We start from the raw sequence: 14834 nt of genomic DNA on the forward strand, positions 1-14834 counted from the left end.
TCCTCCACCCGCCCCGGCCGCGGTGCTCGCACCGCCATTGCCGCCGTTGCCGATCAGCCATCCGCCGGCGCCGCCGGGTTGCCCCACCCCGTTCAGGGTTTGTCCATTCGCGCCGTCGGCGATCAGCGGGCGACCGGTCATCGCCTGGCTCGTACCATTCGCCAGACCCAACAGCCACTGCTGAACGTTGATCGCTTCAGCGCTTGCATATGCTTGCGCGCCGCCGGTCAGCGCCTGGACGAATCCTTCGTGAAAGGCCGCTGCCTGGGCACTGATCTCCTGGTATGCCTGCGCGTGGGAGCCGAACAGTACCGCTATGGCCGCCGACACCTCGTCGGCCCCGGCGGCCAACAACCCGGTCGTCGAAACCGCTGCCGAGGTGTTGGCAGTGCTAAGTGTCGAGCCGATACGTGCCAAGTCCGACGCCGCAGCTACCAGCGAGTCTGGGGCCACAACTGCAAATGGCATGGGTCGCCCTTTCGCCGCCGATAGGGCTAGTAATCCCACACCGACGTTGAACAGAGATTGAATGCTGAGCCGCTACCCGCTTGGCGCGAAACTCTCCAGCAGTGCCCGGGCCGCCGCCGCGACATCGGACTCCAGCCAGCCGGGCAGCGGATCTTCGTAGGCATGCCGGCGCACCACGGCATACGGCAGGTCGGCAACGGCTCGGTTGACCGCGTCGACCGAACGGGGATCGTCGCTGCCGTACAACTGTGCGGCCAATGCCCGCACCCGCTCGATGAGCGGGGAGTTCATTGCGGCCAGGGTCTCGCCGAACGTCGCGTCGGGTTGGCCGTCGACCAGATCGGCGGGCCGGATGGTCAACAGCAGGCGGGCATCATCGGGAAGTTCCCGCGCGAAGGCGATGGCCGCCACGGCCATGGCCGTGGCGGTCTCCAACGCGCTATCGGCTTCGGCGGCCAGTGCGCGCGACTGGAAGCGCTGCAATGCGCGAAGCCAGGCGGCCAGCACGACACCATCGCGGTTGCCGAACCGGTGATACAGCGTGCCGGCCGGCGCGCCGCTGGCGGCGGCGATCGCCGCAACGCTGGCCGCCCGCGGCCCGTGCGCGAGGACCAGGGCACGCGTTGCGTCCAGAATCACATCGGTCTCATGCTTCCGCGGAGGTGCCACTATCTAGTATGGTCCTTCTATATGGAACGGTTACCCTATATCGATGAACATGCTATCTGGCTGCACGCATCGGCGGCGGACGCCTGGTCGGCGCTGCTGAACAAAATGTGCCGCGACCCCGCTGACCCGACCACGGTTCCGCTGGGGTTCCGGCTCGAGGAGGCCGACGCGCCGCATCGGCTGGCGCTGAAGGGCCGGCATCCGTTCGCCGTCTACCGCTTGGTGTTCGATTTGGATCCAGACGGCGACGGTGTTCGGGTGCGTGCGCTTACCTGGGCGGCTTTTCCAGGGCTGCGCGGCAAGGTCTATCGCGCGCTGGTCATCGGCAGCGGTGGACACCGGATCGTGGTGCGCCGGATGCTGCGGCGCATCGCCGATGCCGCCCGCTACTCCGATAGCTCGAACTCGACCACCGCCGCAACCGACTCGACCGCCTCAGTGAGCGCGGCCAGCCGGTCGGCAGCCGATGGCGCCGCGAGCACGCCGTAGCGGTCAGCGACCCCGATCGGTACCCGAGAAGCCAACGCATACAAGCGATTTCCGGCGCTATCCGCGTCTTCACGGCTGCCCAGCAACACGTCGCGGCCCGGTAGAACGGCGCCGCGGGCGGCCGCGACGCGCTCGAAGAGCGCCATCACCTGGTCTTCGAGATCGCGGAGCTGGCCGTCGGTCACCGGATCGCCCGGCTCATCGGGCCAGATCTGGACGGTCGCCCGGGGATAGGGATCGTCGGGCAGCCACTCCTGCACCCGGATTCGCTCGCCGGTCCGGCACTGCAGCTGATAGCGCCCCACCCCTTCGTCGATGTATTCGGTGATGCGGGCCAGCGTCCCTACGTCGCACCGCGAATCACCGCCGCCGACCTCGCGCCCGCGCGAGATCAGCACGACACCGAACGGCTCGCCGGTATCTATGCAATGGCGAACCAGTGCGCCATAGCGCGGCTCGAAGATGCGCAATGGCAGCTCTTGGTTGGGCAATAGCGTGGTTTCCAGCGGAAACATCGCCCAATCGACGGGTTCGACAGCCGCCATGGGTCCACAGTAACGCCGCATCACCCGAGCTTCCCGGGATTGCCGTCAGCACCATTGCCGATCAGCCCCGCGGCGCCGCCACGGCCGCCGGCAACCCCGCTGGACGTGCTAGCCCCGCCAGTGCCGCCATTGCCGTACAGCCATCCCGCGGCCCCGCCTGGCTGTCCGACCCCGTCGACAGTTGCGCCGTCGGCGCCGTCGGCCATCATCGGCCGGCCTATGAGCGCCACGCTGGGGGCGTTCACCGCATTCAGCAGTGCCCGTTCGACATTGGCCGACTCCGCGCCGGCGTTCGCGGCGCTCAGCGACGAGCCGAGGCCCACCAAATGTGTTGCGGCGGAAGCTGAAACGTCGGGGACTGCAACGACAAACGACATCGGGCACCTTCACATTACTATACGATTGACATGCAGAAAATACATTTGACTTGTCCGCATGGCAACCCGGTGCTATAGCCCCCTTTCCGAGTGCGGCCGGCGACTAGATGACCAGCTCGGCAACCAGCGCGTCGACGACCGCGCGCAGGTCCCCCTCGTGCTCCTCGGCCACTCGGCGCTGTCGCTGGTAGGAGGCACCGTCGCGGTAGATATCGGAAACCGCGGCCAGCTCGTCGGCACAGTTCAGTGATTTCGCGACCGGCTGTAGCCGGGTGAGCACATCATCGAGATCCTCGGTGACCAGCCGCTCGTTGCTGTCGGCGTCCAGGATGATCACCGCGTCCAGGCCGTAGCGGGCGGCCCGCCACTTGTTCTCCTGGACATGCCAGGGCGGCATCGTCGGCAGCTTCTCGCCGGCATCCAGGCGCCGGTCCAGATCGACGACCAGGCAGTGCGTCAACGCCACCAGCGCCCCGAGCTCACGCAGGTTGGACACCCCGTCGCAGATCCGTATTTCGAGCGTGCCCAGATGCGGCGATGGCCTGATGTCCCAACGGACTTCGTCGACGTGGTCGATGATCCCGGTCTTCTTCTGGTCGTAGACGAATCCTTCGAACTCCGACCAGGTCTGGAACTGAAACGGCAAACCGGCGGTGGGCAGCTGCTGAAACATCATCGCCCGGTTGCTGGCGTATCCGGTGTCCTCACCGGCCCACCACGGCGACGACGCCGACAGTGCCAGCAGGTGCGGGTAGTAGTTGAGCAGTGCCGACATGATCGGCATCACCTTGTTGGCCGACGAAATCCCCACATGCACATGCACACCCCAGATCAGCATCTGCCGGCCCCACCACTGGGTGCGCTTGATCAGCTCGGCATAGCGCGGCGCATCGGTCAGTTTCTGGGTCGACCACTTCGCGAACGGGTGGGTGCCGGCGCAGAACAACTCCATGCCGCGGGCGCGGACAATCTGGCGAGCCGGACCGAGGGTTTCGCGCAGATCCTCCATCGCCTGCGCGGAACACTCGCAGATGCCGCTGACGATCTCGACGGTGTTGCGCAGCAATTCCTTGTGCACGCGCGGGTTTTCACCGATTTCGGCGATCACCGCGGTGGCTTCGTTGCTCAAGTCGCGGGTGTGCGCATCGACCAGAGCGAACTCCCATTCCACGCCCACGGTCGGACGTGGTGAGCGGGCGAAATCGATTCGGGCACCCGCCCGGCTGATCGGCGGGTTAGCCGGACCCGATGACACCGCACGCCACCCGCTTGCCGGCGTCACCGGTGGTCATCGTCGTCTCGTCGGGACCCGGCGTCCCGTTGGTCTGGTTATAGCGATCCGAAGGGATATTGGCGAAGTTGTCCGCGCCGGCATGAATAATGATCGCGGTCTTGCTGCCGGCCAGCAGGTCGTCCTTGGTGAAGGCGTCGGTCGTGGTGATCAGTGTCCCGGAACCGTCGCTGCGCACCTGTAGCGAGCTCAAGTCGCCGCTGGAGTGTTGTGCGCTGTGCCCGCCCGGAACCTGGAAGTGTCCTCCGGCCGACAGGAAGTCCCCGGGCGCGCCGCCAGTCGGTGCCACCGAGTTCGGTTCGCACTTGCCCACCTTGTGGATGTGCACGCCGTGGAATCCGGGCGACAGCACCCCCACGCTCGCCGTGGTGAGCGTGACGGTCGCGTAGCCGTTGCTGAACTCGATCTTCGCCGTCGCGACCTCAGTGCCGTCGGGACCCTTCAAGACGGTGGACAGGCTCTCCGAGGTGGGCAGTGACTCCCCACCGTGACCCGACATCGCCGACGGCGCAGGCGATCCCGTCCACACCGACGGCGTGGTACCCGGGGTCGACGACCCGTGTTGGGGCGATGAGCACGAGGTCAGCAGCGCGACACAGGCTGTCGCGGCGACAACGGAGACGGCAGCGGCGGCGACAGGGCGGTAACCGGCGGGCTTAGGCATAGCGAGAGCCTAGCCCGTCACCAGGACGATGACGCCGGGCGGTTGGTCGGCGAGTGCGGCGATTCTGTGCTCGACCGGTGCGCCCAGCTTCTGGCCCACCGCGTCCGCGGTGGCCTTCTCGCCCTCCGCGTCGGTGTAATACACCGTCGTCACCGGGACATCGGACACTGAGAGATTGGTGACCTCGGTCACCTTGAAACCGGCCGCCTTGAGCTGGTCGGCCGCGCGTGCGGCGACGCCCTCTTTGCCGGAGATGTTGTAGACGCGCACCTCGGCCTGGTTGGCCGCGGGCTTGCCGCTGGTCGACGTCGGGGTCGTGGTGGTGCTGGTGACCGAGGACACCGGCGACGACGAATCGTCGTCAGAGTTACCCGACGAACCCACGGCCTGCCAGCCCAGCAGCAGAAAGATGACGCCGAGGAACAACAGCACCATCACCATGGCCCGCAGGGGAAGCCCCGAAGAGTCGGGTACGCGCTCGTTCATCGAGCCCACTGTAGCCAGGAGAACGCCAGAACCCGCAAAAGCACGCCCGGCGTCAGGTCACCTCGAAGCCGAGGCGGCGCGCTGCCCGCGCCTTCTGCCGGCTGGCGCGCAACCGTCGCAATCGCTTCACCAGCATCGGGTCGGCGGCCAGCGCCTCGGGCCGGTCGACCAGCGCGTTGAGCACTTGGTAGTAACGCGTTGCCGACATCGAGAACAGTTCCTTGATGGCGTCCTCCTTGACGCCGGCGAACTTCCACCACTGCCGCTCGAATGCCAGGATGTCGTGTTCGCGACGGGTCAGCCCATCGGCAACTTCAGCATCGTCCCCCGCTCGATTTGCCCGCGCCATGGCGCTGTCCATATTGCTTCCCCTGGACCCTTCCGGCGAATTCCCAAACTTCGAATGACTTGACCTGCATCGGCTTACATCGGGCATGTTTTGCGCGAATATTGAACCACGCCGCGAACCCTCAAGCAGTAATGCAGACCCGCGAGTCGGCTGAGTTAGGTGGAATGTCCCGCCGACTGGGTGCGGTGGTGTCCGCCGGCATGTCGCACTGGTCGCAACTGTCACTTGCGTCTCTAGGAGGAGTAGTGATGTTTTTGCCCACCTCACAGCGACACGACCGGCTGTCGCTGTGAGGTGGGCAAAAGATTCACTGCTCCCGGGAGGGGCGCATGCGACAGATGTGACAAAGACCGCCAGTCCGAAGGTCCCCCCGCCTCGGGCCGTTCCGGCCCGCATCGTCGGCAGGCCGGACCCGATTGCCTGCCTCTCCCCCGCAAGCGGGAGGTGCCCCCATCTCGGGCCGTTCCGGCCCGCATCGTCGGCAGGCCGGACCCGATTGCCCGCCTCTCCCCCGCAAGCGGGAGGTGCCCCCATCTCGGGCCGTTCCGGCCCGCATCGTCGGCAGGCCGGACCCGATTGCCCGCCTCTCCCCCGCAAGCGGGAGGTGCCCCCATCTCGGGCCGTTCCGGCCCGCATCGTCGGCAGGCTTAAGCTAGCCGACCATGGCAGTCGTACCCATTCGCATCGTCGGGGATCCGGTCCTGCACACGCCGACGACGCCCATAGCGGTCGGCGCCGACGGATCGCTGCCGGCCGATCTGCCCGAACTGATCAAGACCATGTACGAAACCATGGACGCCGCCCACGGCGTGGGGCTCGCCGCCAACCAAATCGGGTACGGGTTGCGGGTCTTCGTCTACGACTGTTCAGAAGACCGCGGCCTGACCCACCGGCGGCGCGGCGTCGTCGTCAACCCGGTACTGGAGACCTCGGAAATCCCCGAAACCATGCCCGATCCCGGCAACGACGACGAGGGCTGCCTCTCAGTACCCGGCGAGTCGTTTCCCACCGGCCGGGCCGACTGGGCGCGAGTCACCGGACTCGACGCCGACGGCAACCCGGTGTCCATCGAGGGCACCGGCCTGTTCGCCCGGATGCTGCAGCACGAAACCGGGCACCTGGACGGCTTTCTGTATCTCGACCGCCTCATCGGCCGGCACGCCCGGGCCGCGAAACGCTCCGTCAAGTCCCACGGCTGGGGCGTTCCCGGATTGTCCTGGCTGCCCGGCGACGGGCCCGACCCGTTCGGTCACTGATGGTCTCGTGGCCGAGCCTGGGGACGCGGGTCACGGTTCGCTACCGGCTGCCCGCCGGGTCGGTCCCGCCACTGACCGATGCGGTCGGCCACCTGCTGGCTGTCGACCCGGTGGTACAGGTGCGGACGAAAAGAGGCAACGTCGTCGAGTGCGATCCCGCTGACGTGGTGGCGCTGCGGGTACTCCCCGACGCGCCGGTGCGCAAATCCCGCTGTGACGGTTGATCTTTCGAGTTAGGAGACACCTTGCCCGACGGGATTCTGCGACTGGCCACCTGGAATGTCAATTCCATTCGCACCCGCCTGGACCGCGTCGTCGACTGGCTCGCCCGCGCCGAAATCGACGTGCTGGCCATGCAGGAGACCAAGTGCTCGGACAGCCAGTTCCCCACCCTGCCGCTGTTCGAACTCGGCTACGAGGTCGCACACGTCGGCTTCAATCAGTGGAATGGCGTGGCCATCGCATCCCGGGTCGGACTCACCGATGTGCAAGTCGGCTTCGACGGTCAGCCCACCTGGAGTAGTAAGCCGGAGGTAGCGGCCACGGCCGAGGCCCGGGCTCTGGGGGCCACCTGCGGCGGCGTGCGGGTATGGAGCCTGTATGTGCCCAACGGCCGCGCCCTGACCGACCCGCACTACCAATACAAATTGGATTGGCTTGCCGCGCTGCGTGATACGGCCGCAGGCTGGCTGCGCGAGGATCCCTCGGCTCCGATCGCACTGGTCGGCGACTGGAACATCGCCCCGACCGACGACGACGTGTGGAGCACCGAGTTCTACCAAGGGTGCACTCACGTCTCCGGCCCCGAGCGCGACGCGTTCAACGCGATCGTCGACGCCCAATTCACTGATGTGGTAAGGCCTTTCACGCCCGGTCCCGGCGTCTACACCTACTGGGACTACACCCAGTTGCGGTTTCCGAAGAAGCAGGGCATGCGCATCGACTTCATCCTCGCCTCGCCGGCGTTGGCCGACCGCGTGGTCGACGCACAGATCGTCCGCGACGAGCGCAAAGGCAAGGCACCCAGCGACCACGCACCGGTGGTTGTCGATTGCTCGTTGTACGCGCGTTTATAACGTGGCAGGCTTGAGCTTTGAAACCACGGGTATATCAGCGCGCAAGCGTAAGGCCAGGGAGTAATTATGGGTGTCGTCGGCGGAGCGGTCCGCAGTGTGGGTCGAACAGTGAATCGTGCGGCGACTGCGACCACAGCGGCCGCGGGGGCCGTAGGTGGCGCGGCCGTCAACGGAGTCGTCGGCGGTGTCAGCGGAGCCGCTGAAGGAATTCAGCGCGGAATCAGCAAGGGCAGCAAGTCCACGCCCGCCGCTGCGCTGGCCATCGGCGCCCTCGGCGTCGCCGGCATAGTCGAGTGGCCGATCCTGCTGGCCGTCGGTGGCGGTGCCTTGCTACTGCGGAAGATCAACAACGACCGGCAAGAGGTATCCGCCCCGCCGTCGAAAGCCAAGCTGACCCCCGTGCCCACCAAGCCGGCGCCGGAACCGGACAAGGCCGCGCCGCAGAAGGCGCCCAGCAAAACGGCCGCCAAGAAGACGGCCGGCCGCCGGGCAGGCACCGCGGATCTGCGCAGCACCAACTAGTCAGGCAGTGCTGGCCGCCCATTGAGCATTGCCACATCCTTAACACGGTCAATATCGGCCCTCGCGGGAATCGCAGCCATCCCAGTCCGGGAAGGAGCCAGGGCGCTTACCGCCGACCTCTCCCCCGAGACGCTCACCCGGCACTGCTGGCGCGGCAAGAACCGGGCGTGGATCGAGGTACGCGGCCTCGACGGCAACGACGGCGCTGAACTCGGCCGGGTTGTGCTCGACGCGATCCGGAGCCACCCGGGGGTCACGTCGGCCAGCCTCAACCATCCGCTGTCGCGCGTCGTCATCCACCTCGACGAGCGGGACACCTCACTACGCGACCTGTGCCGCACCGTACAAAGGGCCGAAAAGCGCTCCCAAAAGGGCTCCCGCACACCACAAAAGACGTCCACCACCAGCCTGCCGGGCGACGGTGTGGTGCTGGCCACCCGGGCGGTGACGGTGGCCGCCAACGCCGCCGGCCTGGGCATCGCGGTGGCCGGCCGGGCGCTGCGCTGGCCGCGCCTGCCGGTCAGCGTGCTGGCCGCCGTGGTGGCAGTGGACTACCAGCCGCGGGTGCGACGGCTGCTCGAAGACCGCATCGGCGCCCCGGCGGCCGACACGGTGATGACGCTGGCCGTGGCCGCCGCCGAAACCGTCACCCAGGCGCCGGCGTCGCTGTCGGTGGGTTTGGTGATGCAATCGCTGCGAGCCGCCGAATGCCGCGCCGAGGCGCGAGCCTGGCGTCGCCACGAGCCGGAGCTGACCCGCTACGCAGACCAACCGGCCGCTGGGCGGTCGCGGCCGGCTACCCCGCCGCGATCCGCCGAACCCAACGCCGGTCGCTTCGCCCTCATCCAGGCGATCAGCACCGGGCTGGTCGGCGCCGGTACCGGCGATCTCAACACCGCCGCCACCGCCGCGTTGGTGGCCACCCCCAAGGCCAGCCGGACCGCGCCGGAGGCCTTCGCCGCCGCGCTGGGATACGGGCTGGCCGAGCATCACGGGGCACTGCCCTTGCGGCCGGAGAGCCTGCGCCGGCTGGACCGGATCGACGCGATCGTGATCGACCCTCGGGTGCTGTGCACCGACCACTTGCGCGTCGCACGCATCCGCGGCGCCCACCCGGACGAGCTGACGGCGGCGTGGAACCGGGCCCAGCTCGTCCTGGAGACAGACACGCTGCGCGCGGGCTGGCACCGCGTTCCCGGAATATCTGCCGACGCCCCAAATTCCGAAGTCGAGGCACTTTTCCTGCCCGCACACGATCCATTGGCCTCGGCCGTGGTCGCCGAGGCACACCGCACCGGAGTGGATCTGATCACCGTCGAGGTCGACTCCCTGGGTGAGCTGCGGCCGGCCTTCGACGAGATCCGGCCAAGAGACGGTGGCTCCATCGACGACGCACTGGCCGGCGCGGTCGCCGACCTGCAACAGGCAGGCTACACCGTCGCGGTGCTGTCTTCGGTTGGTACAGAGGCGGTTTCGGCCGCGGATGTGGCGCTGGGCGTCCTGCCGAACACCGGTGCCCCACCCTATTGCGCCGACCTGCTACTGCCCGACCTCGCGGCGGCCTGGCGAATCATGCATGCGATTCCCGCCGCCCGCGACGCACGCCGGCGCGGTATCGAAATATCCGGTGGCGCATCGGCTTTGGGTGCGCTGCTGATGCTGCCCGGCGTCCGCGGCCTGGGCCCCGGACCGGTCACCACCGGCGCGGCGGCGGGCCTGCTCTCGGGATACTCGCTGGCGCGCCGGGTGTTCCGAACCCAAACCCCGCGTCCGGCAGCCTTTCACGAATGGCACGCGATGTCGGTCGCGCAGGTGCGCAAGCTCTTGCCGGCGCCGCAGACCGATGCCTCGCCCGAACCGCAGAAGTCGCCCGTCCGCACCCTGGCCGGCGGGGTGCACACCGCGACACAACTGACCACGCGGCCGGCCAGAGCGGCCACCCAATTCTTCGGCGCCGTGCGTGCGGAATTGTCCGACCCGTTGACGCCCCTGCTGGCCCTGGGCGCGACGGCCAGCGCCGTGCTGGGCTCCCCCGTCGACGCGATCATGGTGGGTTCGGTATTGACCGGAAACTCGATCCTGGCGGCCACCCAACGGCTGCGGGCCGAAAGCCGGCTCAACCGCCTGCTGGCACAACAGGTTCCACCGGCGCGGAAAGTGGTAAAAGGTCCCGACGGCCAACCGACGCATGTCGAAGTCATTGCCGCAGAGCTGCGCCCCGGCGATGTCATCGAGGTGCGTACCCACGAAGTGGTGCCTGCCGACGCGCGGGTCATCGAGGAGGTCGACGTCGAGGTCGACGAATCCGCGCTCACCGGTGAATCGCTTTCGGTGGCCAAACAGGTCGAACCGACTCCCGGGGCGGACCTGGCCGAGCGGCACTGCATGCTCTACGCCGGCACCACCCTGGTCGCCGGGACCGCCGTTGCGGTGGTGACCGCCGTCGGCGCCGACACGCAGGAACGGCGAGCGGCCGACCTGGTGGCCGGTGCGCCGTCGACGGTCGGTCTGCACCACCAGCTGAGTCAGCTCACCAACCGGGCCTGGCCGGTCAGCATGACCGGCGGCGCGCTGGTCACCGGCCTCGGCGTACTGCGCCGTCAAGGGCTGCGCCAAGCCGTGGCCAGTGGCATCGCGGTCACGGTGGCCGCGGTTCCCGAGGGCATGCCGCTGGTGGCGACGCTGGCCCAGCAGGCCTCGGCGCGACGGCTGACCCAGTTCGGCGCCCTGGTCCGCATCCCGCGTTCGGTGGAGGCGCTGGGCCGGGTCGACATGGTCTGCTTCGACAAGACCGGAACGCTGAGCGAGAACCGGCTTCGGGTGGCGCAGGTACGGCCGGCCCCGGGCCACTCGCGTGACGAGGTGTTGCGCTGCGCCGTACACGCCGCCCCGCCGTCGAACGGCGGCCCGCAGATCCACGCCACCGACGTCGCCATTGTCAAAGCGGCCAGCGCCAACGGCTCAGACCCGCATTCCCAAGAACCCGACGCGCACCTCCCCTTCCGCTCCGGCAGGTCGTTCTCCGCGTCGGTTTCCGGCACGGAACTCACCGTCAAGGGCGCGCCGGAAGTGGTGCTGGCCGCGTGCACCGACGTCGACTCGGACATCGATCGCACGGTCACCGAGCTGGCCGCCGGCGGCCTGCGGGTGATCGCCGTGGCGCACCGGCGGCTGAATACCCAACAGGCGCAAGCGGTTTCGCAAGAACCCGACGACCCGGACGTACTCGCCGGCCTCTGTCGCGATGGCCTGTCGCTGGTCGGTTTCCTCGGCCTGTCGGACACGCCGCGCCCGCAGGCCGCCGGCCTGCTCGCCGATCTGCGCAGGCATGACCTGGACGTGCGGCTGATCACCGGCGATCACCCGATCACCGCAGCGGCCATCGCCGAGGAACTCGGCATACCCGTGACGCCGGAGCAGATCATCAGCGGCGCGGACTGGGATGCGTTGTCGCGCAAGGATCAAGAACGGGCCGTGCAGGAGCGAATCATCTTCGCCCGGATGACGCCGGAGAACAAAGTGCAGATCGTGCAGACGCTGGAGAACAGCGGACGGGTGTGTGCGATGGTCGGCGACGGGTCCAACGACGCCGCCGCGATCCGGGCCGCCACCGTCGGCATCGGAGTCGTGGCCCACGGCAGCGACCCCGCCCAGGTCGCCGCGGACATGGTTCTGCTCGACGGCCGGATCGAATCACTGCTGCCGTCGATACTGGAAGGCCGCCAGCTGTGGCAGCGGGTACAGGCTGCGGTGTCGGTGCTGTTGGGCGGCAATGCCGGCGAGGTGGCCTTCGCCATCATCGGCAGCGCCATCACCGGGGTCTCGCCGCTGAACACCCGTCAGCTGCTGCTGGTGAACATGCTGACCGACGCGCTGCCCGCCGCGGCGCTGGCCGTCAGCAAGCCCAGCGATCCCGACACACCCGGGGCCCGAGGCCCCGATCAGCGGGCGCTGTGGCGTGCGGTGGGCATCCGCGGGGCGACGACGGCGGCCGCGGCCACCGCCGCATGGACAATGGCCGGGTTCACCGGGCTGCCGCGCCGAGCTTCCACGGTGGCCCTGGTTGCCCTGGTCGCGGCGCAGTTGGGCCAAACCCTGCTGGACTCGCACGACCGGTTGGTGCTGCTCACCGCCGCGGGATCGCTGGCCGCGATGGGAACGCTGATCAGCATTCCGATCGTCAGCCAGTTGCTCGGCTGTACCCCGATCGGTCCGGTCGGCTGGGGGCAGGCGCTGGGTTCCGCCGCTGCCGCGACGGTCGCGATGGCCGTTCTGAATCGCGTTCTGGAAAAACGCGACGCCCCGGCGCACGATGAGGAGCAGGGTCAGCACTCACAATCTCGACCAGTCCCACCCGCCACAGCACCGCGTAAAGCTCCCGCAACGGCACACTCAGCACAGCGGCAAACGACGAAACTAGCGGGTCGGGCTGGACGTCGGTCCTCGACATATTCCCGACGGTGACCGCACGATCCGGCTCGACGGCAAACCCTTAGTTACCGAAAGGCAAACCATGGTCGAAAAGAAAACGCGACGGGCCACCTCCCAGCGCGATGCAGTGGCGAAAGTCCGCGCGGGCGACAAGTTCGCGGTCAACCTGCCGGTGGTGGGGCCCGTGCACATTCCGCCGCCCGACCACTTGGCCTACTACGGCGGTCTGGCCGCGCTGGCCGTGCTCGAACTCATCGACTGGCCCGTCGCCCTGGTCATCGCCACCGGGCACATCATGGCCAGCAACCACCACAATCGGCTGCTCGAGGAGTTCGGCGAGGCGCTCGAAGACGCCTGACCAGGCCGAATCAGCCGGTGCGGGCTTGCAGCGCGTCGGTGACGGTCGGGTAGACGTCGAGAATGCGATCCAGCTCCGTCACCTCGATCGGTTGCATCACCTCCGCGTGATCGGCGACCAGCCGCACCCACGTCCCGGTCGCCCGGCCTCGCTCATGGCAGTCCAGCAGCGCATTCAACCCGGCACTGCCGAAGAATGTCACCGGCTGCAGGTCGACGATGAGCAGCCGGGCCGGGTGAGTCACAGCCTGCTGCAGCGCGGCCGTCAATTGCTCGACGAGTTCGTCGACGGTGCTCGAGTCGACGTCCCCCTCGGCGCGCAGGAAAACCGCTTCGGCACGCGATTCGTGGCAAACGGCCAACAGTTCCATCGCCAGCAGGTTACCCAGTCGACTCGGGCGGGATGCGCTCGTGCACCGTCAGCAACAAGTGGTCGAACTGGCTCTGCACGACCGGCGACGGCGAGGTCAGCGTGGAGATCTCCGCGAGCAGTTGCGTGGCCAGCGCACGCACCTTGACGTTCGTCTCCTGCGAGCGCCACTGCAGGACCCGGAACGCCTGCTCGGCGCTGACCCGGTACACGAACATCAGCACCCCCTTGGCTTGATCGATGGCGGCGCGGTTCTCGAACAGGTCCGGCAGCGCCTCGTCGAGCATTTCCTGGCGGGCCTCGTCAAAGGTCTCGGTGAGATCGATGTAATGGCCGGCGGTGCCCAGCACGGCACCCGTCTCGTCCAGCATGCGGTCGGCTACCACGATCGCATCGTGCACCTTGCCCTCGGTGTCGACGAATCGGTGACGACTCGAAAACGGCTCCCCCGATTTCAAGGCGTAGTCCAACAGGTCCTGGACATGGGCACGGTCGTCGGGGTGTTTGTGGGACAACAGCAGTTTCGTCGTCGGCACTACCGATCCGGGCTCATAACCGTGCATCCGCGCCACCTCGTCAGACCATTCCCAGCGCTGGCCGACGAACCAGAACCGGAAACTGCCGACATTCAGGTAGCTGTCGGCCCACGCAGCGCCCTTTGGAGCGGGTTGGTGCACATTTCGAATCATCCCACCAGGCCCGCGCACCCTGCCAGCTCAAGATGCCTGACGCGTTGCTGTGAAATCCCGCAAATCCGCTGGCCAACCGCATTAGCATCGGAGCCGCGGGGGCCAGGAATTTGGTTGGAGGAAATGGATGTCGTTCTTGACGACGGCCCCGGCGACGATGGCGGCAGCGGCAACGGATCTGGCCAACATCGGCTCGACGATCAGCGCGGCGAATTTCGCCATGGCAGCCCCGACCACGGCGGTGGTGGCCGCCGGTGCGGACGAGATTTCGGCGGTCGTGGCAGCGCTGTTCGGCAGCCACGCGCAGTCCTACCAGGCGCTCAGCGCACAAGCCGCGTTATTTCATGAGCAGTTTGTGCATGCCCTGCAAGCTGGTGCCGGATCGTATGCCAGCGCCGAGGCCAACAATGTGGCACAGACGCTGCTCGATGCGATCAACGCGCCCACCCGGACGCTGTTCGGCCGCCCCCTCATCGGCGACGGCGCCAACGCGACGACTCCGGGCGGCAACGGCGGGGCCGGTGGCCTGCTGTACGGCAACGGCGGTAACGGCGCGCCGGGCGACCCGGGCAAGGCCGGTGGAAGTGGCGGGGCCGCCGGACTGATCGGCAACGGTGGTGCTGGAGCGGCTGGCGGGGCCGGCGCACCCGGTGGAAACGGCGGCGCCGGCGGATGGCTGCTCGGCAATGGCGGGACCGGCGGAACCGGTGGACCGGGCCTGCTCGATGGCGGGCCTGCCGGCTTCGGCGGCACCGGCGGGGCTGGCGGTACGGGCGGGGCCGCCGAGCCCGAAGG

Annotated in this window: 14 protein-coding genes and 5 pseudogenes; 8 read left to right on the forward strand and 11 right to left on the reverse strand. The window is 68.0% G+C overall.

All coding sequences use genetic code 11. The annotated features are described in order from the left end of the window. Both BST12_RS26990 and BST12_RS26995 read right to left on the reverse strand, forming a co-directional pair. A partial coding sequence (locus BST12_RS26990) for a PE family protein (protein ID WP_139801977.1) occupies positions 1 to 468 on the reverse strand: 468 nt, incomplete at its 3' end. A gap of 72 nt (positions 469 to 540) precedes the next feature. Continuing rightward, positions 541 to 1137 (reverse strand): TetR family transcriptional regulator, encoded by a 597-nt coding sequence (locus tag BST12_RS26995; RefSeq protein ID WP_083116269.1) that lies wholly within the window; start codon positions 1135 to 1137, stop codon positions 541 to 543. Positions 1138 to 1158: 21 nt separating this feature from the next. Here BST12_RS26995 and BST12_RS27000 point away from each other — a divergent pair. Continuing rightward, positions 1159 to 1512: pseudogene (locus BST12_RS27000) on the forward strand (hypothetical protein); the annotation flags it as partial. An 11-nt stretch (positions 1513 to 1523) separates the two neighbouring features. Here the strand turns inward: BST12_RS27000 and BST12_RS27005 are convergent. From BST12_RS27005 to napA, 6 genes and pseudogenes are all read right to left on the reverse strand, one after another. Continuing rightward, positions 1524 to 2171, reverse strand: coding sequence for an LON peptidase substrate-binding domain-containing protein (locus BST12_RS27005; protein WP_083116282.1), 648 nt, complete (start codon positions 2169 to 2171; stop codon positions 1524 to 1526). A gap of 23 nt (positions 2172 to 2194) precedes the next feature. Next, positions 2195 to 2548, reverse strand: a pseudogene (locus tag BST12_RS27010) (PGRS repeat-containing protein); the annotation flags it as partial. Positions 2549 to 2651: 103 nt separating this feature from the next. Beyond that, the gene (locus BST12_RS27015; protein WP_083116271.1) at positions 2652 to 3803 is read right to left on the reverse strand and encodes a glutamate--cysteine ligase; all 1152 of its coding nucleotides are present in this window, start codon (positions 3801 to 3803) and stop codon (positions 2652 to 2654) included. Next, entirely contained in the window at positions 3784 to 4503 is a 720-nt protein-coding gene (gene sodC / locus BST12_RS27020; RefSeq protein WP_083116272.1) for a superoxide dismutase[Cu-Zn], read from the reverse strand. Before sodC ends, BST12_RS27015 begins: the two co-directional genes overlap by 20 nt. 9 nt (positions 4504 to 4512) lie before the next feature. Further along, positions 4513 to 4989 (reverse strand): LytR C-terminal domain-containing protein, encoded by a 477-nt coding sequence (locus tag BST12_RS27025; protein WP_083116273.1) that lies wholly within the window; start codon positions 4987 to 4989, stop codon positions 4513 to 4515. A 52-nt stretch (positions 4990 to 5041) separates the two neighbouring features. After that, complete coding sequence (gene napA / locus BST12_RS27030; protein WP_083116274.1) at positions 5042 to 5350, reverse strand: nucleoid-associated protein NapA; 309 nt, start codon at positions 5348 to 5350, stop codon at positions 5042 to 5044. 650 nt (positions 5351 to 6000) lie between these two features. Between napA and BST12_RS27035 the strand changes: the two genes are divergently transcribed. From BST12_RS27035 to BST12_RS35020, 5 genes and pseudogenes are all read left to right on the forward strand, one after another. Then, positions 6001 to 6594 (forward strand): peptide deformylase, encoded by a 594-nt coding sequence (locus BST12_RS27035; protein WP_083116275.1) that lies wholly within the window; start codon positions 6001 to 6003, stop codon positions 6592 to 6594. Beyond that, positions 6594 to 6797, forward strand: a pseudogene (locus BST12_RS27040) (putative acetyltransferase); the annotation flags it as partial. The gene BST12_RS27035 and the pseudogene BST12_RS27040, both read left to right, overlap by 1 nt. 57 nt (positions 6798 to 6854) lie before the next feature. Continuing rightward, on the forward strand, positions 6855 to 7670 hold the full coding sequence (locus tag BST12_RS27045) for an exodeoxyribonuclease III (RefSeq protein WP_211281373.1): 816 nt from the start codon (positions 6855 to 6857) through the stop codon (positions 7668 to 7670). A gap of 66 nt (positions 7671 to 7736) precedes the next feature. Next, on the forward strand, positions 7737 to 8192 hold the full coding sequence (locus tag BST12_RS27050; RefSeq protein WP_083116277.1) for a hypothetical protein: 456 nt from the start codon (positions 7737 to 7739) through the stop codon (positions 8190 to 8192). 21 nt (positions 8193 to 8213) lie between these two features. Next, positions 8214 to 12581, forward strand: a pseudogene (locus tag BST12_RS35020) (cation-translocating P-type ATPase); the annotation flags it as partial. Here the strand turns inward: BST12_RS35020 and BST12_RS35025 are convergent. After that, a pseudogene (locus tag BST12_RS35025) lies at positions 12571 to 12642 on the reverse strand (hypothetical protein); the annotation flags it as partial. The pseudogenes BST12_RS35020 and BST12_RS35025 overlap by 11 nt on opposite strands. A 63-nt stretch (positions 12643 to 12705) precedes the next feature. On the opposite strand from BST12_RS35025, the gene BST12_RS27060 reads away from it, so the two are divergent. Beyond that, entirely contained in the window at positions 12706 to 12981 is a 276-nt protein-coding gene (locus BST12_RS27060) for a hypothetical protein (protein ID WP_083116279.1), read from the forward strand. 10 nt (positions 12982 to 12991) lie between these two features. On the opposite strand, the gene BST12_RS27065 is transcribed toward BST12_RS27060, so the two are convergent. Then, positions 12992 to 13351: an STAS domain-containing protein gene (locus BST12_RS27065; protein ID WP_083116280.1), complete on the reverse strand. Its 360-nt coding sequence runs from the start codon at positions 13349 to 13351 to the stop codon at positions 12992 to 12994. A gap of 10 nt (positions 13352 to 13361) precedes the next feature. After that, the gene (locus tag BST12_RS27070; protein ID WP_083116281.1) at positions 13362 to 14039 is read right to left on the reverse strand and encodes a PAS and ANTAR domain-containing protein; all 678 of its coding nucleotides are present in this window, start codon (positions 14037 to 14039) and stop codon (positions 13362 to 13364) included. Between the two features lie 127 nt (positions 14040 to 14166). Between BST12_RS27070 and BST12_RS27075 the strand changes: the two genes are divergently transcribed. Then, on the forward strand, positions 14167 to 14834 hold a 668-nt coding region (locus tag BST12_RS27075), incomplete at its 3' end, for a PE family protein (RefSeq protein ID WP_139801978.1).

The sequence above is a fragment of the Mycobacterium angelicum genome, assembly GCF_002086155.1.
Taxonomy (GTDB): domain Bacteria; phylum Actinomycetota; class Actinomycetes; order Mycobacteriales; family Mycobacteriaceae; genus Mycobacterium; species Mycobacterium angelicum.

Coding starts and splice junctions, on each gene's coding strand:
- BST12_RS27005 (WP_083116282.1), bottom strand. CDS start 2,171: ATGGCGGCTGTCGAACCCGTCGATTGGGCGATGTTTCCGCTGGAAACC.
- BST12_RS27035 (WP_083116275.1), top strand. CDS start 6,001: ATGGCAGTCGTACCCATTCGCATCGTCGGGGATCCGGTCCTGCACACG.
- sodC (WP_083116272.1), bottom strand. CDS start 4,503: ATGCCTAAGCCCGCCGGTTACCGCCCTGTCGCCGCCGCTGCCGTCTCC.
- napA (WP_083116274.1), bottom strand. CDS start 5,350: ATGGACAGCGCCATGGCGCGGGCAAATCGAGCGGGGGACGATGCTGAA.
- BST12_RS27070 (WP_083116281.1), bottom strand. CDS start 14,039: ATGATTCGAAATGTGCACCAACCCGCTCCAAAGGGCGCTGCGTGGGCC.
- BST12_RS27060 (WP_083116279.1), top strand. CDS start 12,706: ATGGTCGAAAAGAAAACGCGACGGGCCACCTCCCAGCGCGATGCAGTG.
- BST12_RS27065 (WP_083116280.1), bottom strand. CDS start 13,351: ATGGAACTGTTGGCCGTTTGCCACGAATCGCGTGCCGAAGCGGTTTTC.
- BST12_RS27050 (WP_083116277.1), top strand. CDS start 7,737: ATGGGTGTCGTCGGCGGAGCGGTCCGCAGTGTGGGTCGAACAGTGAAT.
- BST12_RS27025 (WP_083116273.1), bottom strand. CDS start 4,989: ATGAACGAGCGCGTACCCGACTCTTCGGGGCTTCCCCTGCGGGCCATG.